This is a genomic window from Hymenobacter sp. HSC-4F20, from assembly GCF_019599275.1.
In the GTDB taxonomy this organism is placed as follows: Bacteria; Bacteroidota; Bacteroidia; order Cytophagales; family Hymenobacteraceae; genus Hymenobacter.
The window spans coordinates 80091-98000 of the sequence record NZ_JAHZTD010000005.1 but is presented as its reverse complement, the minus strand read 5'-3'; the positions used below and the strand labels follow the sequence as shown (position 1 = coordinate 98000).

General features: G+C 60.7%; 12 protein-coding genes. 5 read left to right on the top strand and 7 right to left on the bottom strand.

The annotated features are described in order from the left end of the window. Positions 1 to 30 precede the first annotated feature (30 nt). The gene (locus tag K3G63_RS21135; RefSeq protein ID WP_220616133.1) at positions 31 to 1677 is read right to left on the bottom strand and encodes a CTP synthase; all 1647 of its coding nucleotides are present in this window, start codon (positions 1675 to 1677) and stop codon (positions 31 to 33) included. Between the two features lie 133 nt (positions 1678 to 1810). Here K3G63_RS21135 and K3G63_RS21130 point away from each other — a divergent pair, with 133 nt between their 5' ends. Next, complete coding sequence (locus tag K3G63_RS21130) at positions 1811 to 2791, top strand: hypothetical protein (RefSeq protein ID WP_220616132.1); 981 nt, start codon at positions 1811 to 1813, stop codon at positions 2789 to 2791. A 101-nt stretch (positions 2792 to 2892) separates the two neighbouring features. Here K3G63_RS21130 and K3G63_RS21125 read toward each other — a convergent pair whose 3' ends face one another. Then, positions 2893 to 4329: a Gfo/Idh/MocA family protein gene (locus K3G63_RS21125; RefSeq protein ID WP_220616131.1), complete on the bottom strand. Its 1437-nt coding sequence runs from the start codon at positions 4327 to 4329 to the stop codon at positions 2893 to 2895. 406 nt (positions 4330 to 4735) lie between these two features. Here K3G63_RS21125 and K3G63_RS21120 point away from each other — a divergent pair, with 406 nt between their 5' ends. Continuing rightward, the gene (locus K3G63_RS21120; protein WP_220616130.1) at positions 4736 to 6094 is read left to right on the top strand and encodes a D-alanyl-D-alanine carboxypeptidase/D-alanyl-D-alanine-endopeptidase; all 1359 of its coding nucleotides are present in this window, start codon (positions 4736 to 4738) and stop codon (positions 6092 to 6094) included. A 209-nt stretch (positions 6095 to 6303) separates the two neighbouring features. Continuing rightward, on the top strand, positions 6304 to 8085 hold the full coding sequence (locus K3G63_RS21115; RefSeq protein ID WP_220616129.1) for an FG-GAP-like repeat-containing protein: 1782 nt from the start codon (positions 6304 to 6306) through the stop codon (positions 8083 to 8085). Between the two features lie 89 nt (positions 8086 to 8174). Here the strand turns inward: K3G63_RS21115 and serA are convergent, their stop codons facing one another. Continuing rightward, positions 8175 to 10076: a phosphoglycerate dehydrogenase gene (gene serA, locus K3G63_RS21110; RefSeq protein WP_220616128.1), complete on the bottom strand. Its 1902-nt coding sequence runs from the start codon at positions 10074 to 10076 to the stop codon at positions 8175 to 8177. A 464-nt stretch (positions 10077 to 10540) separates the two neighbouring features. Between serA and K3G63_RS21105 the strand changes: the two genes are divergently transcribed. Next, positions 10541 to 14029: a carbohydrate-binding protein gene (locus tag K3G63_RS21105; protein ID WP_220616127.1), complete on the top strand. Its 3489-nt coding sequence runs from the start codon at positions 10541 to 10543 to the stop codon at positions 14027 to 14029. A 92-nt stretch (positions 14030 to 14121) separates the two neighbouring features. Here the strand turns inward: K3G63_RS21105 and K3G63_RS21100 are convergent, their stop codons facing one another. Then, entirely contained in the window at positions 14122 to 14511 is a 390-nt protein-coding gene (locus K3G63_RS21100) for a VOC family protein (RefSeq protein ID WP_220616126.1), read from the bottom strand. Between the two features lie 207 nt (positions 14512 to 14718). Here K3G63_RS21100 and K3G63_RS21095 point away from each other — a divergent pair, with 207 nt between their 5' ends. Continuing rightward, a complete protein-coding gene (locus K3G63_RS21095) occupies positions 14719 to 15333 on the top strand; it encodes an alpha/beta hydrolase (protein WP_220616125.1) in 615 nt (204 codons plus the stop codon). A 45-nt stretch (positions 15334 to 15378) separates the two neighbouring features. On the opposite strand, the gene K3G63_RS21090 is transcribed toward K3G63_RS21095, so the two are convergent. From K3G63_RS21090 to K3G63_RS21080, 3 genes are all read right to left on the bottom strand, one after another. Further along, positions 15379 to 16092 (bottom strand): DUF421 domain-containing protein, encoded by a 714-nt coding sequence (locus K3G63_RS21090; protein ID WP_220616124.1) that lies wholly within the window; start codon positions 16090 to 16092, stop codon positions 15379 to 15381. An 81-nt stretch (positions 16093 to 16173) separates the two neighbouring features. Next, entirely contained in the window at positions 16174 to 16677 is a 504-nt protein-coding gene (locus K3G63_RS21085; RefSeq protein WP_220616123.1) for a GNAT family N-acetyltransferase, read from the bottom strand. 243 nt (positions 16678 to 16920) lie between these two features. Next, complete coding sequence (locus tag K3G63_RS21080; protein ID WP_220616122.1) at positions 16921 to 17871, bottom strand: aldo/keto reductase; 951 nt, start codon at positions 17869 to 17871, stop codon at positions 16921 to 16923. Between the last annotated feature and the right edge of the window lie 39 nt (positions 17872 to 17910).

Genomic DNA, 17910 nt, shown 5'->3' with positions numbered 1-17910 from the left:
ATCAGTTCACCACTTCCTATTCATTGCTTCCTACCCCTTGCGGTTCTGGATAGCGGCGCGCACAAAGCGCACAAACAGGGGGTGCGGATTCTGGACGGTGCTTTTCAGCTCCGGGTGAAACTGGCCGGCTACAAACCACGGGTGGTTCTGAATTTCTACCACTTCTACCAGGCCGGTATCAGGGTTGAGGCCCGAGGCGACCATGCCGGCTTCCTCGTAGCGCTTCAGGTACTCGTTGTTGAACTCGTAGCGGTGGCGGTGCCGCTCGCTGATGTGGTTGCGGCCGTAGGCTTTGGCCGCTTTCGAGCCCTTGCGCAGCTCGCAGTCGTAGGCGCCAAGGCGCATGGTACCACCTTTCTGGGTGATATTTTTCTGCTCCTCCATCATGGCAATGACCGGGTCGGGCGTCTGGGCGTTCATCTCCGTAGACGAAGCTTCTTTCAGCCCCAGCACGTTACGGGCAAACTCTACTACCGCTACCTGCATGCCCAGGCAAATGCCGAAGAACGGAATGTTGTTTTCGCGCACGTGCTTCACGGCCAGAATCTTGCCTTCAAAGCCTCGCTCCCCAAAGCCGGGAGCTACCAGCACCCCATCTACGCCGTGTAGTAGCTGGGCCACATTATCAGGGTTGATGTGGTCCGACTGAATGCTGCGCACCGTCACTTTGCACTCGTTCTGTGCGCCGGCGTGCACGAAGGCTTCGTTAATAGACTTGTAGGCATCGGGTAGCTCTACGTACTTCCCTACCAGGGCAATCGTCACTTCCTCGGTGGGGTTTTTCAGGCGGCCCAGGAAGTCTTTCCAGGCTTCCAGGTCGGGCTGGGGCGCGCCACCCTGCAGCTTCAGCTTCTTGATAACCCGCTCGTCGAGGTGCTCTTTCAGCATGAGCAGGGGCACCGAGTAAATGCTGTCGGCGTCAAGGCTCTCGATAACGGAGTTGATGTTCACGTTGCAGAACAACGCGATTTTGCGGCGCATTTCGGCCGGAATCGGGTACTCCGAGCGGCACACCAGAATATCGGGCTGGAGGCCGGCGCTGCGCAGGTCGCGCACCGAGTGCTGGGTAGGCTTGGTTTTCAGCTCGCCCGCCGCCTTGAGGTAGGGCAGCAGCGTTAGGTGAATTACCAGGGAGCTGTTTTCGGGCAGTTCCCAGCGCAGCTGGCGCACCGACTCCACAAAGGGCAGCGACTCAATATCGCCAATGGAGCCCCCGATTTCGGTAATCACCACGTCGAACTCGCCGGTTTGGCCCAGCAGCAGCATGCGCCGCTTAATCTCGTCGGTGATGTGGGGCACCACTTGCACGGTTTTGCCGAGGTAGGCGCCTTCGCGCTCCTGCCGGATAACGTGGTCGTAGATGCGGCCGGTGGTAACGTTGTTGGCCTGGGAGGTGGGTACGTTCAGGAACCGCTCGTAGTGGCCCAGGTCGAGGTCGGTTTCGGCGCCGTCGTCGGTTACATAACATTCGCCGTGCTCGTAGGGGTTGAGCGTGCCGGGGTCGATGTTGATGTAGGGGTCGAACTTCTGGATGGTAACCCGGAAGCCGCGGGCTTGCAGCAGCTTGGCCAGGGAGGCCGAGATGATGCCTTTACCCAGTGAGGACGTAACGCCGCCCGTTACGAAAATGAACTTGGCCGTAGTGGCAGCCGCGGAAGTGGGGGTTCGGTCTGGCATAACGGGAAACAAAGTTAGCGGATATATCCGGGGCCGCTTATGAAACTTTGTGTTATATGCGCACAGGAAAAGAGAATAATCTCCGGCTAACGGCTTTTATCTTGCCGCCCTGGATATAGTGTAAACAGAACGTATGAAGGTGTTTTTTACGGTTATGTGGCTGCTAGTAGCCATCAGCAGCGGTCAGGCGCAAGCTGTTCTGATACACGGCACAGCTACCACATTAGAGGGGTATCGGGTGCAACTGGTTGTCAATGACACCCTGCGGCGCCTCTGGCGCACCGTGCCCGATCAACCTTCTCTCTCTCCTGAGCAGGAAGAGTTAGTCGAGAAGGTAACTCAGCAGGACTTCGCGCTGCGGCAGGCCGGACACTACGTGCTGGAAACCGATTCAGCAGGCCATTTCAGGGTTTCCGCCCGCCCCCAGGATTCCGTCACCTTCACTGCCTACGGCCATGTGTCTCAGACGCTAGGCGTGCGTGACTTGCTTCGGCAGCCAGCTGTTCAGGTTCGGCTCCTACCCCGGCCGTGTCAGGAATATGTGCCCTGCCAGGAGGCCAAGCCCGCGCACTTCGTGTTCATTGGCCGCAAGCAAACTGTTGCCCGCGCCCAGCAGCCCAACTACTGCAACCGGTTCAGCATGGATGGCAAGTTTACGGCCCGGTACCAGGTGCTGGAAAACATCTATAACACGCTGCCTGACACAGTGGTATCCTTCGCCGCCTACGACCACTACGGCTGGCCCGGCTTCAGCCGCCACGAAACCGTGCTGCTGTTTGTGAGCCGGTATTGCGGAGACTATATTCAGGAGAAGTACCAGTACTACCCGCTCTATCGCACAACGGACGGCCGTTGGGCCGCCCCGGTAGATACCGACGACCTGACGCACCCAATGGCCCGCAAAGGACCGAAGCCAACCAAGCTCACGTTTGCGTCGCCCGTGGAGGTGGACGTCACGAAGTTGGATGCCGAGCAGCGCAAGGAATATTATCCGGCCCCTTACTACCGGGTAGAAGGTCAGAAAGCCATAGCCGTATATGGCAACTACGTAGACGAGCTACTACAAATCAAAAAGAGCACGGTGTTAAAAGCCCGCGGCATCAAGCTCAAGTAGAAAGAACAGTATTGCCCGGCAGCCTGAAGAGTTCAGCCCTGTTCATCATTTGCCTAGGCAGATAATGAACAGGGCTGAATGTTGTCTGAAATGATACGCTACTACGCCTGTTTGGGCTCGGGGCCGCGGAACACGTCGGTGCCTTTTACTTCCGTCAGCTTCACTGGGCGACCTTCGCGGGCCGACTGGTAGATGGCTTCCATGATGCGGTGGTCTTGCAGACCTTCCTCGCCGGGGGTGTGGGGCGGCTTGTCTTCCAGCACGCACTCTGAGAAGTGGTCCATTTCGGCGGCAAACTGGTTTTTCTCGCTCAGTACTACCTGCGTTTTCATTTTGGCGGGCCCCTCGGCGTGCGAGGTCTGCAGCTGCTGACCGGTGTAGGCGTAAGCATTATCCACGTGAATCCAGCCTCGCTCGGAGTTTACGCGGTAGAAGCGCGAATCGTGGGTGTTGTAGTGGGTGATGCAGTTGACGATGACGCCCTCCGGAAAGCGCATCTGCCACGACATGGCTTCCTCTATTTCCTTGAACAACGGGTTGCCGGGGGTGCTATAGGAGTAGGCAAATACCTCCGTAGGCTCGGTGCCCAGCACGAAGCGGCTGGTGTTCAGGCAGTACAGGCCAATATCGGGGAGGGCGCCGCCGCCGGCCAGGTCCTTTTTGTGGCGCCAGTGGTCGGGGTTGGCGGAGCTTTGGCTGTTCTGGGCTTCGATGTACTTGGGCTTGCCGAACTTATTGCCGCGTACCATTTCCTTTACCTGCCGGTTGTAGGGCTCGTATTGAATGCGGTAGGCCACCATCAGCTTTCTATTGGCCTTTTTGCAGGCCGCAATCATGGCCTCGCACTCGGCTGCGGAGTTGGCCATGGGCTTTTCGCAGAGGATGTGCTTGCCGGCCTGGGCCCCCCGAATGGTGTACTCGGCGTGCATGGAGTTGGGCAGCACAATGTAAATCACCTGCACCTCGGGGTTGTCCTTGAGCTTGTCGTACTCCTGGTAGCTGTAGCAGCTTTCGGGCTTGATGCCGTACTGCTGGGCTACTTTCTTGAGCTTTTCCGGCGAACCGCTGACCAGGGCCACCGGCTTCGATTTTTTGCATTCTCCAAAGGCCGGCAGAATTTCCTCCAGCGTCAGGTGACCCAGGCCCACCAGCGCATAGCCCACGCGCTTGTCCAGGGGTAGAGGGGTAGGCACCGGGCCCGATTGAGGATCTACGTCCGACTTCCACGCTTCCAGTTCAATGGGCTGGTTGAGGTCGGTGGGCACCTTGGCCGGCGGCGACACGGCTTCGGAGGACGGTACTTTCTGCCCGTCGGGCGCGGTGTACACGGTGGAGCCGTCCACCTCTGAGGCGGGCGTGCCGGTGGTGGGCGTGGTGGCCGCCGAAGCAGAGGACGACTTATCCTGACAGCTGGCCAGGGTGCTGGCCGCTACCCCCACAGCGAGGCCCCGGCCCGCAAGGCTCAGGAATTCTTTGCGCGAAACTTCCTGGCCGGCGTGGCGCAGGACGGTATTGAGTAGTTCGTTGGTGACAGACATAACCAGCAGGTAGTTCGTGATAGATGTAGTATCTCATACTGACAGGTTCTGAGGAGGTTGCCTTTGCCCGTTGGGCAGCCGCTATGAAATTATGGCCTCGGCAGGCACCGATGCCGCAAAGAAGCTGGTCGCTACGCAGGAAACAGGCAGGGTTTGAAGCCGCTCGGAGGGTAGGGGAGATGATGGCAGAAGGTGTTTTCCAGGAAACCCCGTGTCATCCGGCGCCTAGCGAAGGGCCTCTCCCGCTTCGTTGTAACGGCTGCATTACCCTCTGTAGAAGTCCTTCGCTGGGCGCCGGATGACACGAGGTTTTAACCACAACTTACGTCTGCCCAAAAGCCAGGCAGTTGAAAAGCGCAGCGGTTTTACCCAAGTTGCAGGCGTTTTGCTTATTGCTTCTGCTCTGATGTCGTTCTTTCGCTTTCTGCAACGTGCCCTGCTGGTGCTGCTCTGCCTGCCACTGGGGGCTGTTGTGGCTCAAACGCTGCCCCCTGCTACCCCTGGGCCTGCTTTCAATCTGCCCTGGCTGGAGCAGCTATTGCGCGAATCAACGGCACTGCGGCGGCATAACGTAGGAGTATGCCTGACCGATGCCGCTACCGGCCAGCAGCTTTTCGGGCAGAACGAAGACCGGTATTTCACCCCGGCCAGCACCATGAAGCTGTTCAGCCTGTACGCCGGCCTGCGGATGCTGCCCGATTCGCTACCGGCCCTGCACTACGTAGTACGCCCCGACAGCCTCCTGTTCTGGGGCACCGGCGACCCTACCCTGCTCCACGGCGACGTACCCTCGGCGCGCGCTTTGGCTTTCTTGCGTAATCGGCCCGAAAAGCTGTTTTATGCCGACGTACCCACCGTGACGGCCTTCGGCCCCGGCTGGAGCTGGGACGACTACAACTACTACTTTCAGCCCGAGCGGGGGGCATTTCCGGTGTATGGGCACACGGTGCGCTTCTACGCGAAAGCCGGGCAGCCCATGCCACGTGTGTACCCGCGCTTCTTTCGGCCCCTGACAGCGCTGGCTCCGGCGGGCACTCCAAACCCTGCGGATGACCATGTGCACCGCACTGAGCTGGAAAACCGCTTCACCGTTTTTCCCAGCGCCAAAAATTGGGTGTATGAAACGCCCTTCCGCACCAGCCCAACCTTGCTTCTGCAGCTGCTGCAGGACACCCTGCGCCGGCCCGTGCTCCCCGCCCCGTTTCGGTTGCGGCTCCAGGATGCGGTGTATACCCTGCGCGGGCTGCCCGTCGATTCGCTCTACCGCCGCATGATTCGGGTAAGCGACAATTTCCTGGCCGAGCAGCTCCTGCTAATGTGCTCCTCCTCGCTGGGGGTAGACTCGCTCAGCACAGCCCGCGTCATCCGGATGATGCAGCAGCGCTACCTGACCGGGCTACCTGACCGCGTTATTTGGGTGGATGGCTCCGGCCTTTCGCGCCTGAACCTCGTGACGCCCCGCACCCTTACGGCACTGCTGGTACGTTTGCATCAGGAAGTAGAGGAAACGCGCCTACTGAGCCTGCTGGCGGCCGGCGGTGGGCAGGGCACGCTGCGCCGCCGCTACCGCCCGGTAGCGGGCAAACCCTGGCTGTGGGGCAAAACCGGCACGCTCACCAACAACCACAACCTGGTAGGCTACGTGCGAACCAAATCGGGACGGCTGCTGGCGTTCAGCTTCCTGAACAATAACCTGCCCGGCGACGACGCCCCAGTGCGGGCAGAAATGGAGAAAATCCTTACCCAGGTGCGCGAGCGGCTATAATGCCGACAACCTAGCTGCGGAACAGTAGCACAAAAAGGCTCGCATAGCATTTTAGTCGATTCACCGACTGAACCATAGGATTGGACTCAATTTGCCCAGCATGGGAAAAAGGACGGATAGCTTTGTCAAAAAAGGAAAAAACGCGGCTGTTTCTCAACCAGAGAATTCGCCCTTTTCCAATCCTGAGACAAATTCCCTTCCCTACACCTATGGCCCTCTTTCTACCTCGCCTTCTCCGCTCCGCTGCTGTAGCTGGTACGCTTCTACTGCCCGCCGCCGCCCTGGCGCAGGCCCCAATTATTCTCAGCTTTACACCCACCAGCGGCTCCAGCGGTCAGTCCTCGCAGGGAACCGCTGCCACCATCGTTACCATTAGGGGCACGGTGCTGAGCAACACGCTCTCGGTGATGCTTAACGGCCAGCCCATGCCTATTCTGGCCAGCCCGGCCAACACCAATACCTCCGTGAGCGTGCAGGTACCTCGCGAAGCCATTTCGGGGTTCCTGCGGGTTACAACGGCTGGGGGTACTGTCCTGAGCACCAACAAATTTACCGTAACTCGCCCCGCCGGAACTGGCTTTCTGCGCCAGGTTTCCACCTCATTCAACTCCTTCGACGTGGGCACGTACTCCACGGCCGCGTCTACCGACCTGGACAACGACGGGCTGATTGACCTGCTGGTTGGCGAGGCAACGGGCACCATCTACCGCATGGAGCAGTCGGCCCCCAACTCTGCTACCTTCACCAACCTGGGCCAACTAACCCTGGGCAGCGGGGCCACCCTAACGGTGAACAACACCGGCAACACCCGGCAGTTTGCCAAGCCCACCGTGACGGACATGGACGGGGACGGGCTATTGGATTTGTTGGTAGGCGCCCAGGACGGCACCATCACGCGCTTTGAGCAGACGGCCGCCAAGGCCGGCACGTTCACCAACCTCGGTATCCTGCCGGGCATTGATGGCACCGACGTGGTGAAGCCTTCTATTGTGGACCTGGATGGGGACGGCCTGCTGGATATGTTGGTAGGAGCCCTGGATGGCCTGATTCGCCGCTATGAGCAGACCAGCCCCAACGGTCCTTTCTCTACTACCCCCACCACGCTTACCAACGCCGCTGGGGCTAATCTGGACGCCGGGGGCTACTCCAAGCCCGTTTTCACGGATCTGGACGGGAACGGCCTCATTGATATGATTGTGGGCAGCCAGGATGGCACCATCTACCGTGCTGAGCAAACCGGCGTTAACTCGGCAACCTTTACGGCCCTCTCCCTTATGACCGGTGCCAACGGCGTAGCCGTGGACGTGGGCGGTTTCGCGGCCCCGGCTCTGGTGGACGTGGACGGCGACGGGTACCTGGATTTGCTGGTGGGCAACGACGTCGGCACGGTATATCAGTTTGAACAGGTAGTATCCGTAGCCCGCCCTCTGCCGGTAACGCTGGTTTCCTTTACGGGCCAGGCTACCAGCACCGGCACGCTGCTGCGCTGGGTTACCTCTCAGGAGCTGAACAGCGCCCGGTTTGTGGTAGAGCGCTCTGAGGATGGCGCCACGTTTAAGGAGGTAGCTCAACTGGCCGCCGCCGGTACCAGCACCACCACCCGCACCTATCAGTACCAGGATGCGGCCGCCAACAGCCAAGTGGCCGGCACCCGCTACTACCGCCTGCGCGAAGTAGACCAGGATGGTGCTACCTACTACTCCTCGGTAGTAACTCTGAGCCGCCCAGCTGGCTCCGCCCAACCGGCCGTTGCCTACCCCAACCCCTTCGCCCAGGAGCTGCTGGTAGCGCTGCCGGCCGGCTCGGCACGCCAAGCCACCACCATCACGCTGACCTCCCTGACCGGCACTACCGTGTACTCGGCTACCCTGCCGCTCTCGGCTGAGCCTCAGGTGTTGCCTAACCTGCCCAGCCTGCCCGCCGGCCTATATGTGCTGCGCCTCACCACGGCGGCCGGCACCGTCAGCACCCAGCGCGTAAGCCACCGCTAGTCAGTTACCGAATCCTATAAGAAAGCCTCTCCCGGCCGTAGCACTGCACGGCCGGGAGAGGCTTTCTTATAAGGTATAAGCAGAGGCCCCTAGTACAGCACCCGGAACTTGATGGTATGTTCCACTTTGCGCAGCTCGCCAATTACCTCCGGCTCGTACTGCTTGTCGATGTCGGTAATCACGTAGCCGATGTGCTCGTTGGTTTTCAGGTATTGCCCCAGGATGTTGACGTGGTGCTGGGCCAGCACGTTGTTGATGCGGGCCAGTACGCCGGGCACGTTGTGGTGAATGTGGATGAGGCGGTGGGCCTGTTGCTCCGGCAGCTGAATGTTGGGAAAATTGACGCTCTGCTGGGTGTTGCCGGTATTCACGTACTGCATAATCCGCTCGGGCACGAACTCGGCAATGTTGCGCTGGGCCTCGGCGGTGCTACCCCCCACGTGGGGCGTAAGCAGCACATTGGGTAGGCCGCGCAGCTCACTCTCGAAGCTTTCCTGGTTGGTTTTGGGCTCGTAGGGAAACACATCGACGGCAGCCCCGCCGAGATGGCCGGAGCGCAGCACGGCGGCCAGGGCGGGCACATCTACTACGTGGCCGCGGCTGTTGTTGAGCAGCAGGGCGCCGGGCTTCATCATGGCCAGCTCGGCCGCCCCGATGAGGTTGGTATTGGCCGGGCGGCCATCCACGTGCAGGGTTACGATGTCGGACTGACGTAGTAGCTCCTCCAGGGTGCGGCACTTCACGGCGTTGCCCAGCTGCAGCTTCTCGGCCACATCGTAGTAGAGCACCTGCATGCCCACGGCCTCGGCCACTACCGAGAGTTGGGAGCCAATGTTGCCGTAGCCCACGATGCCCAGCTTCTTGCCCCGGATTTCAAATGAGCCCTTCGCCGACTTGTCCCACTCGCCTTGGTGCATTTTGGGGCTTTTCTCGGGGATGCGGCGGGCTAGCATGATGATTTCGCCCAGGGCCAGCTCTACCACCGAGCGGGTGTTGCTGAAGGGCGCATTGAACACGGCTACGCCCTTCTTCATGCAGCCCGTCAGGTCAATCTGGTTGGTGCCGATGCAGAACGCTCCGATGCTGATGAGGCGGTTGGCGGCGTCCAGCACCCGTTGGGTTACCTGGGTTTTGCTCCGGATGCCCAGAATGCTCACGCCCTCAATCTGCTGCACTAGCTCGTCCTCGTCGAGGCCGCCGGGTACGGTGTCTACCTGGTAGCCTTCCTGGCGGAACAGCTCGGCGGCGCGCGGGTCGGGGTTTTCGAGCAGCAGGACTTTGATGCGGTTTTTGGGGTAGGAGAGCGTCATCGGAAGCTTGTTCTGGTAGAGAAATTCGTCGAAGGAAGGCAGCACCTCATCGGCGCGCGCCACTACGGCCTCCCGGTGCACATTTTCGGTGAAGGCGTAGAAGCGGTTGGCCAGCCCGGCCTCCCGGATCTGATAGTCGGTGTAGCCGTCGCCGAGGGCGTACACGTCGCCGTCGAGGTCGAGCTGGCGCAGTTGTAGAATCTTGCCTCCGTCGCGGCTGAGCACGTTTTCCGCGTCGAAGCCGGTAATGCGGCCTTCCGCGTCGAAGGTAAAGGTGTTGGCCAGCACATGGTCGGCATCAAGGCCAAACTCCGCCACCACCGGCTCAATAAACTCCCGGAAGCCGCTGCTGACAATGTAGATACGCCCGTGAAACTTCTCGAAAAAGCCGCGGTTGCGCTGGATGCTTTCGGATACTTTGCCGCGCAGGCGCTCCACCAGCAGCGGCAGGTGCTCGCGCCGGGCCGGCAGCAGGGCCAGCCGCTGCTTCAAGGACTCCGAGAAGTTCAGCTCCCCGCTCATGCCCCGGTCCGTGAGGGCCCGAATGGCGCCGACTACCTCCTCCCGGTTAGGCTGACCTGCCAAGGCAATATCGGCCAGCTCGTCGAGGCCTTCTACCTGGGTGAAGGTGCTGTCAAAATCAATGATGAGGTAGGGGAGTGGTTGGGGTAGTTCGGCCATAACGGGAGCAAGGTAGAACGGAACACGGGTTCATAAGGATAAACTACGTGAAATACCGCGCTAGTATGCTAAAAACGGTTGAGCTAGGCCTCTAAACCCAGGTAGAAGGCGCACCGGCCTTACGTGCTTGGCTACCTCCTGGCGGGGCTACTTGCCGCAGGTAGCCTTACAAAATGAAGTCAAGGACATAATGCAGTATAGGCACACGCAGAACAGGTAGCAGGCTACTAAATAGCCGCTTTAGGGTAGGAAGCCCTATACACTTACGGCGCAAGTGAGTTCGGCTGTAGCCGGGAAAAGGCGCAAAACCTGCACCAGAAAGCTTTTTACTTGCTGGTTTTTGCCGTTTCTTCCGGGTATTATTCTCTTTTAGCTTACCTATATCCAACGTGTTGTTTATCTGCGGTAGCCTAAGCCGGCTACCCTCCGTCCCCGCGTCAACCTTTCCAAACCCACCATATCTTATGCGAAAACTGCTACCCGCATGGGCCATCGGGCTCTTGCTGTTGCTGCTGGGCACCACCTCTGGCTACGGCCAACTCCTGCGCGCCGATGGCCGCCGCATTGTAAACGACCAGGGTCAGGAAGTAATCCTGCGTGGCATGGGCCTCGGGGGCTGGATGCTCCAGGAAGGCTACATGCTGCAGACCGAAAGCTTTGCTAACCCGCAGTACCAAATCCGGACAAAAATCCGGGAGCTGGTAGGCGAGGCGCAAACCCAGGCTTTCTACGATGCTTGGCTGGCCAATTACATCACCAAGCGCGACGTGGACTCCCTGGCCCGCTGGGGCTTCAACTCCATCCGGGTGCCCTTGCACTACAACCTGTTCACGGCCCCTATTGAGGAGGAGCCGGTGGCGGGCCAGAACACCTGGCGGCCCAAGGGTTTCGAGCTGACCGACCGGCTGCTGGCCTGGTGCAAGGCTAACCGCATCTACCTGATCCTGGACCTGCACGCTGCCCCCGGCGGGCAGGGCACCGACGCGGCCATTTCCGACTACGACCCCACCAAGCCTAGCCTGTGGCAGAGTGCAGCCAACCGCCAGAAAACGGTGGCCCTGTGGCGGCGCATTGCCGAGCACTACGCCAATGAGCCCTGGATTGGCGGCTACGACCTCATCAATGAAACCAACTGGGGCTTTACCAACCCCACCGGCGACCTGCACGGCTGCAGCGAGCAAACCAACGCCCCGCTTAAAGCACTGCTGAATGATATTACTACGGCCATCCGGGAGGTAGACAAGCAGCACATTATTTACGTGGAGGGCAACTGCTGGGCGGGCAACCACTCGGGCCTGTGGCCCATGAACGACAATAACGTGGTGATGAGCTTCCATAAGTACTGGAACGCGAATACCAAAAGCGCCATCCAGGGCATGCTGGACCAGAGCAGCCGCTACAACGTGCCGCTCTGGATGGGCGAATCGGGCGAGAACTCCAACAGCTGGCACCGGTCGGCTATTCAGCTGCTGGAGCAGAACCACATCGGCTGGTCGTGGTGGACGCTAAAGAAGGTAGGGCTGAACACCCCGCTGGAGGTGCGCCGCCCCGCCGCCTACGAGAAGGTACTCAACTACTGGAAGGGCTCAGGCGCCCGGCCTTCCGACAGCGAAGCGGTGGCTGGCCTGGCCGCCCTGGCCGAAGCCTACAAAATCGAAAACACCTTCTACCACCCCGACTACATTGATGCGCTGTTCCGGCAGGTAGCTACCACCGCTACCCGGCCGTTTCAGCCCTACACGCTCAGCCCCACAGCCCCGCTTTTTGCCGTGAACTACGACCTGGGCCGTAACGGCGCTGCCTACTACGACCTGGATACGGCCACCTACCACTCCGACACCAACCAGTACCAGGCCTGGAACCAGGGCTGGGTGTACCGCAACGATGGCGTAGACATTGAAACCAACCGCGACGCCGTAACCAACGGCTACAACGTGGGCTGGATTTCAACCGGAGAATGGCTGCAGTACACCGTGCAGGTGCCCGCCGCCGGACTTTACGATGTGCAGGTGCGCATTGCCTCTGCCTCGGGTGGGGGGCAAATCACTCTGAGCAGCAATGGCCTGCCCCTGACCAGAACTATTACCTTGCCCAGTTCCGGTAGCTGGTCGGCGTGGACTTCAGCCGAGATTAAGGACGTGTACCTGGCTGCTGGCACCAATGCCCTGCGGCTGCACGTACTCAATGGCGGGTTCAACCTCAACTACCTGCAGTTCAGTGCCCCACACGCAGCCACCACGGCCCCGCAGCTGTTGGCGGCTACTACGGCGGAGGCCGGCCGGAGCGTTGTACTGACGTTTAACCAAGCCCTGACCCCGGTAACGGCGCCCACCGGTTTCAGCGTGAAGGTGAATGGCACGGCCGCCACCGTCAGCGCGGCTGCGCAGCCCGCTACCAGCCCGCAGCGGCTGGTGCTTACACTGGCAACGCCCGTAACCTACGGCGACGTGGTGACGGTGAGCTACGCCGGCACTACCGTTACCAACACCGGCGCCGTAGCCCTGGCTGCCTTCACCGACCAGCCCGTAACTCTGGACCTGGTAAATCCGGCCACGCTGAAGCTGATTCCGGGCCGCCTGGAAGCTGAGGCGCTGGACGTAAACGAAGGCGTAACCGTTGGCGGCGCGGCCGATGTGGGCGGTGGCTCCCAGGTGGGCTACCTTAACCCCGGCGACTATTTCGGCTACAACGTGACAGTAAAGGAAGCGGGCACCTACCGCGTCGACTACCGGGTGGCCAGCGCCAATGCCAGCCCCAGCGTGATTCGTGTATCGAGCGTGGTCAACGGGCAGACTACCCCGCTGGAAACCCTGACGGTGGCTTCTACCGGCGGCTGGCAAACCTGGCAAACCGTTACCGGGCAAGAGTTTAGCCTGGCGGCCGGCAGCCAGCAGGTTCGCATTGACGTGGTATCGGGCGAGTTTAACCTGAACTGGATGCAGTTCCGCCTGACGGGCGTACCCGCAGGCACGCCCCTGCGGCTGGTATCGGGCCAGACCAACGCGGAGGGTACCGCCGTGCTGCTGACCTTAAACAAGCCCGTGTCCTCGGCTTCCGTCAGCAACCAGGGTTTTCGCTTGCTGCTCAACGGGGCGCCCGCTACGGTGGGTGCAGCCTCACTGAACACCCAGCAGCAGCTGGTGCTGACCTTGCCCCAAACCATCACGCCCACTACCGTAGTAAAAGTGAGCTACGACGGCAATGGCACCGTGAAAACATACGCTAATGAGGCCTTGCAGGCTTTCACCGCCGAATTCATCCTCAACAAAACCGAGCTTATCCGCCACCAGTTGCCGGGTAGGATGAAGGCGGCAGAATTCTCCGTAAACAGCGGCCTGGAAACCGAAAACAGCAGTGACACCGGCGGGGGCCTGAACGTAGGCCACGCTGAGCCCGGCGACTACCTCGATTTTGTGGTGAATGTGACCCAGGATGGTATGTACCAGATGGACTACCGGGTGGCCAGCGAATCGACGGCCGGCGTCGTAAAGCTGCAGCTGCTGGACAGCGGCACTCCCCAGGACTTGCACACGGCCACCTTTGCCGTTACCGGCGGCTGGCAAACCTGGCGCACCTTCACGGTACCCGGGGCCGTACCGCTCACAGCGGGCCGCCACGTGCTGCGCGTGCTCGTGCAAACCGGCTCGTTTAACCTGAACTGGCTGGAAGCCCGATACCAATCGGTGCTCAGCAGCCAGTCGGCGCAGGCCGCGGGTGCGCTGGTGGTGTATCCTAATCCTAGCCACGGCAGCTTCCGGGTGCGCTTCGCCGATAGCAGCCGACTACCAGCCCGCCTCGTGGTGCGCGACCTTACGGGCCGGGCCGTGCTGACGCGGCTACCGGCCAAGAACACCGCCGAGGTAACTGTGCAGCACCAGCTCTCCAAAGGCATTTACTTGCTGGAAGCCGAGCTGCCCGGTGGCAAGGTAGTGCAGAAGCTGGTGGTGGAATAACGCCGCTTTTCTTCGTGAAAAAGCCCACTGCGAGCAGCAGTGGGCTTTTTTGTGGCCGGCATCTTTCCTGAGCAAAGGCCCGGCAAGCGCGGCTACTGCTCATAGAATTCCAGAGGTAGCCCGTCGGGGTCCTGAATAAAGGTGAAGCGCCGGCCAGTAAACTCATCTACCCGCATTGGCTCCGCCACTACCCCGTGGCGGCGGAGGTGAAGCACCGTGAGGTCTATATCGGAAACGGCAAAGGCCAGGTGGCGCAGGCCAGTGGCTTCGGGCTGGGTGAGGCGGGCGGGCGGCTGCGGAAAGGAAAACAGCTCGATGATGTACTGCTCGCCCAGGGCTAAATCCAGCTTCCACGATTCTCGCTCGGCGCGGTATACTTCCCGGAGTATGCGCAGGCCCAGCACTTCGGTATAAAACTGCTTCGAGCGAGAGTAATCGGCGCAGATAATGGCAATATGATGAACGTGGAGCAGGGGCAACATGGCTAGCGGCGCAAGAAGGGTAGGCCACAAAGCTAGACAATACGCAGGCCGGTAGCACCCTTGCCGGCTACCTCAGCTGCATCATTTTCGGCCCGCAGTAGTACACCTCTTGAGCAACGATAAAGCAGTACGCGTATGGCACGGCAGCAACGACAACCGCAGGAATATGTGTTAGAAACAGTAACGGTAGACCGCCAAGCTTAAGGGGTGGAAGAACTCACGCTGCGTACCAACGCCGGCTCACTGACCGCGCGCCTGCATCCGGCTGCCGCCGGGGCCGCCGTGGTGGTGTGGGTCGGGGGCGCGGGTGGGGGTCTCGATGGGCCTGCGTGGGGCATGTATCCGCGGTTAGCCGGGCAGCTGGTGGCGCAGGGTGTGGCCTCTCTGCGCCTGCACTACCGCAAGCCCAATTACTTAGAGGAGTGCGTGGTGGATGTCTTGCTGGCCGTGCAGTACCTGGTGGAGCATCGTGGCTACGGAGCCGTTGCCCTGGTCGGGCACTCATTCGGGGGGGCGGTAGTCATCAGTGCTGGTGCGCTAACTCCCGCCGTGACGGCCGTAGTGGCCATGAGTAGCCAAACCTACGGCACTGACCTGGCCCCGCGTATAAGTCCCCGGCCCTTACTGGTGCTGCACGGCACCAACGATGAGATACTGCCCCATCGTTGCTCTGAAAGTATTTATGAGCGGGCCCGGCAACCCAAGCAACTCCTGCTCTACCCCGGCTGCGGCCACGGACTAGATGAGTGCCGCGACCAGGTTGACACCGATGTAGTACAATGGCTGACCACCCAGCTGCGGGCGGCGGCCCCGCCAGCGTAAAATGTAGTGGTGGGTTGGAGAAAAGTGGCGTACGAAAGGATGGCGTTACTGCACGCGCCTATCGGTGCAGGCGGGCACCCAGGCGTCTTCGTGGCACACCGGGCAGCGGGCAACCCCGCCGCGGGGCAGCTGCTGCACGTGGCCGCAACAGGTGCAGGCATGCGGTCCGGCTTCGTCCACCCGGTGCTCTAGTTGCTTTAGGCGCTCCGGCCAGATCGGCAGACCAGGCCGCACGTCAGCATCCTCGAAAAAGTAGATGCTCACGTTGCCAGTAGCCTCCATGTAGGCGCGGCGTACCTGCCCCAGGTGCTCCACCTGGTGTTGGCGCAACTCCCCAAATAGCTCTTTTTGGGTCAGGTTCTGATTTTTCAGAACGTCAAACTTCACTTCTCCATTCTCGATTAGCAGGATGGGGGCCCCTTCCAGCCAGTCGGAGAAACGAGGATAGTGCTCTGTGAGCCAATTGAACAGCAAGTACAGCACCGAAACCACCACGAATACTACCGTTACGTGCAGCATCGGCACGTCGTCGTAAAACATGGCGTCGCCGGCAGCCGAGCCCAGCGCCAGGATAATGCTTAGCTCGAAGATAGAGAGCTGACGCACCCCGCGCCGGCCCGTTACACGCAAGGCTCCCAGCACCAGCAGATAGGTGACTACGCAACGGAAGGCAATTTCCAGCAGGAAAAGAGGAGGAGCAGTATCGGAAATCAGTAAGCGTTTCCAGTCAAAGGGCTGGATATCGGCGGCAAGAAGCATACACAGCAGAAAAGCAGACCGGCCAGCTTGGCCGTGTTCGGTCTAACGCAGGTAGTAGCTGCACAGTTAATTAAATCGACATTAATATGGCTGGCCGGTAGCGGCTGGGTTAGCCGGCGCGGATAGGGGCAGCATCAGGTGGTAGGTAGCGGGAGTAAAGCCCAAAGCGGCCCAGAACTGCTGCCCCCCGGGGTTGGCTACGGCCACCTGCAATTCTAAGTGGTCGGCACCCTGGCGGGTCAGCCATTCGCGGGCCGTTTCAAATAGCAGCCGCCCCAGGCCGGTACGCCGAAACTGGGGCCGCACAATAGTTTCGGCAATGTAGCCGCGCCGGTTAAAGTGCATGCCATTGTTGCCAATCTGGTACATAGCCACGAGCAGCCCGGCCAGCCCCTCGGAACTTTCCACAATGAAAAACCGCGTGTACGGCTCCTGCAGCCGCTGTAGCAGCACCCGTTTCAACTCCGCTTCGGCTAGCCGGTGGTAGCCAAAGATGGGGTGATAGGTCTGATGCTCGTCCATCAGCTCAGTCCAGATACTATACAGGTTGTCGAGGTCGGGCCGGGTAGCGGTACGAATGGTCATGGAGGACAAGGAAAACACTCAGTCGGTAAGATAGGGAAGGACGGCCGAGTCAATAGAAAGATGTCGGCATGCCGACCATATTTTTCCTTCTTGTTTGCTTACAACACCTGCCGGGGCCCACCTGGGGTAGCCCCCACACCTCCGCCGCGACAGAGTTGCCAGCCGGGAGCAGAGCAGGCCCAATGCCACGTGCCCCGGCCGGAGTAGCAGCTACTCCGGCCGGGGCACGTGGCAGAGGCAGAGCTAGGCGCTAGCCTGCCCCAGTTGCGTCAGGTCTTCGGGGCTTAGCTGCAGCTCGGTAGCGTGCAGCAGCTCCTGCACCTGCTCGGGGCTGGTAGCGCTGGCAATGGGTGCCGTCAGGCCGGGTTGGGCCAGCAGCCAGGCCAGGGCCACCTGGGCGGGCGTGGCCTGCTGCCGGGCTGCCACGGCATCCAGTGCCCCGAGAATCCGCAGCCCTTTCTCGTTGAGGTATTTCTGGCCCACACCGCCGCCGCGGGCACTTTTTTGCAGGTCGGCCTCGGTGCGGTACTTGCCGGTAAGGAAGCCTGCGGCCAGCCCATAGTAAGGAATCACGCCCATCTGGTATTCTTGTACCAGGGGTAGTAGCTCCTGCTCAAACTCGGACCGGTCGTAGAGGTTGTAGAGCGGCTGCAACGTCTCGTAGCGCGGGAAGCCCAGGCGGGCGCTGGCCTCCACCGACTCGCGCAGGCGGGCCGCCTCAAAGTTCGAGGCCCCGATTACCCGAACCTTGCCCTGCTGCACCAGGCGGGCATACGCTTCCAGGGTTTCTTCCACGGGCGTCGTGGGGTCGTCTTTGTGCGACTGGTAGAGGTCGATGTAGTCGGTTTGCAGGCGCTGGAGCGAGCCTTCTACGGCACGCAGGATGTAGTCTTTCCGCAGGCCCTTGTTTTCGGGGTTGACTTCCCAGCCGACCTTGGTGGCAAGAACCACGTCGTCGCGGCGGCCCCGCTGCCGCAGCCACTTGCCAAGGATAGTTTCCGACTCGCCGCCCACGTGGCCCGGCACCCACACGGAGTAGCCGTCGGCAGTATCAATGGCGTTGCCGCCCCCGGCCACAAAGGCGTCGAGAATACGGAAGGAAGTAGCTTCGTCGGCCGTCCAGCCAAAAACGTTGCCGCCCAGCACAAGGGGCGCGATGCGCAGGCCGGAGCGGCCCAGTTCACGGTGTTGCATACGTTGGGTGCGTAAGGAAAGGAAATGATGAAGTAAACC

Coding starts and splice junctions, on each gene's coding strand:
- K3G63_RS21125 (WP_220616131.1), bottom strand. CDS start 4,329: ATGTCTGTCACCAACGAACTACTCAATACCGTCCTGCGCCACGCCGGC.
- K3G63_RS21080 (WP_220616122.1), bottom strand. CDS start 17,871: ATGCAACACCGTGAACTGGGCCGCTCCGGCCTGCGCATCGCGCCCCTT.
- K3G63_RS21090 (WP_220616124.1), bottom strand. CDS start 16,092: ATGCTTCTTGCCGCCGATATCCAGCCCTTTGACTGGAAACGCTTACTG.
- K3G63_RS21135 (WP_220616133.1), bottom strand. CDS start 1,677: ATGCCAGACCGAACCCCCACTTCCGCGGCTGCCACTACGGCCAAGTTC.
- K3G63_RS21130 (WP_220616132.1), top strand. CDS start 1,811: ATGAAGGTGTTTTTTACGGTTATGTGGCTGCTAGTAGCCATCAGCAGC.
- K3G63_RS21100 (WP_220616126.1), bottom strand. CDS start 14,511: ATGTTGCCCCTGCTCCACGTTCATCATATTGCCATTATCTGCGCCGAT.
- K3G63_RS21115 (WP_220616129.1), top strand. CDS start 6,304: ATGGCCCTCTTTCTACCTCGCCTTCTCCGCTCCGCTGCTGTAGCTGGT.
- K3G63_RS21105 (WP_220616127.1), top strand. CDS start 10,541: ATGCGAAAACTGCTACCCGCATGGGCCATCGGGCTCTTGCTGTTGCTG.
- K3G63_RS21120 (WP_220616130.1), top strand. CDS start 4,736: ATGTCGTTCTTTCGCTTTCTGCAACGTGCCCTGCTGGTGCTGCTCTGC.
- K3G63_RS21085 (WP_220616123.1), bottom strand. CDS start 16,677: ATGACCATTCGTACCGCTACCCGGCCCGACCTCGACAACCTGTATAGT.
- serA (WP_220616128.1), bottom strand. CDS start 10,076: ATGGCCGAACTACCCCAACCACTCCCCTACCTCATCATTGATTTTGAC.